The organism is Leisingera sp. F5 (assembly GCF_001593695.1).
The window spans coordinates 1-1,537 of the sequence record NZ_LUKH01000867.1; the positions used below are offsets into that span (position 1 = coordinate 1).

Consider the following 1,537-nt stretch of genomic DNA (forward strand, 5'->3'; position numbering starts at 1 on the left):
GGATCAGACCAAAAGAACCAAACCACAATATTGGTCCGTACCAATGGGAGAGCCACATGACAAAGAAACGTATCGCCATCATCGGCGCCGGCCCCTCCGGCCTGGCCCAGCTGCGCGCATTCCAGTCCGCCGCCAACAAGGGCGAAGAAATCCCGGAGATCGTCTGCTTTGAAAAGCAGGACAACTGGGGCGGGCTGTGGAACTACACCTGGCGCACCGGCCTGGATGATAACGGCGAACCGGTGCATTGCTCGATGTACCGCTACCTGTGGTCCAACGGACCAAAGGAAGGCCTGGAATTTGCCGACTATTCCTTTGAGGAGCATTTCGGAAAGCAAATCGCATCCTACCCGCCGCGCGCTGTACTGTTCGACTACATCAAAGGCCGGGTGGAAAAAGCCGACGTGCGCAAGTGGATCCGCTTCAGCTCGCCGATCCGCTGGGTCGAATACAATGAGGACGCGGGCAATTTCACCGTCACCGTGCACGACCACGCCAAGGACAGCACCTACAAGGAAGACTTCGATCACGTTATTTGTGCATCGGGCCATTTTTCGACCCCGAATGTGCCGTTCTATCCGGGTTTTGACACCTTCAACGGCCGCGTGCTGCACGCCCACGACTTCCGCGACGCCCGCGAGTTCAAGGGCAAGGACATCCTGATCCTCGGCGCCTCTTACTCGGCCGAAGACATCGGCTCGCAGTGCTGGAAATACGGCGCCAAATCGATCACAACTTCCTACCGCTCTGCTCCGATGGGCTTCAAATGGCCGGACAACTGGGACGAGGTTCCGGCTCTGGAGACAGTCAACGGCAACACAGCAACCTTCGCGGACGGCACCCAAAAGGAAGTTGACGCGATCATCCTTTGCACCGGCTACAAGCATTTCTTCAGCTTCCTGCCGGACGATCTGCGCTTGAAAACCGCCAACCGCCTTGCCTCGGCTGACCTCTATAAGGGCGTGGTTTTTGCCCATAACCCCAAGATGTTCTATCTGGGCATGCAGGATCAGTGGTTCACTTTCAATATGTTCGACGCCCAGGCCTGGTGGGTCCGCGATGCGATCATGGGCAAGATCGAAATTCCAGCGGACAAGGCAACCCTGCTGGCCGACGTGAAGGAGCGTGAAGCGCGCGAAGAAGCCTCGGATGATGTTAAATACGCGATCAAATACCAGGGCGACTATGTGCTGGAGCTGATCGAAGAGACAGACTACCCGACCTTCGACGTGGCCGGCGCATGCCAGGCGTTCTATGAATGGAAGGGGCACAAGGCCGAAGACATCATGGCTTTCCGCAACCATTCCTACAAATCGGTCATCACCGGCACCATGGCGCCGGTCCACCACACACCGTGGAAGGACGCTCTGGACGACTCGCTGGAGGCCTACCTGCAGAACTAGGATCTGCTTGCTTTGGCAGATCCGCCTGCGCCGTTTTCCTTCCTGGGCGGCGCAGGCACCTTTCGCCGCTGTGCGAATCCCTCTTCGCAAGCTAATATCCACCTTATGCAGCGCGATAATACCATGACACTTGG

At 57.4% G+C, this 1,537-nt stretch carries 1 protein-coding gene; it reads left to right on the forward strand.

Annotated features, from left to right (window positions below):
• Window positions 1-56: 56 nt before the first annotated feature.
• On the forward strand, window positions 57-1,403 hold the full coding sequence (locus tag A2I95_RS36895; RefSeq protein WP_291737442.1) for an NAD(P)/FAD-dependent oxidoreductase: 1,347 nt from the start codon (window positions 57-59) through the stop codon (window positions 1,401-1,403).
• Window positions 1,404-1,537: the final 134 nt, after the last annotated feature.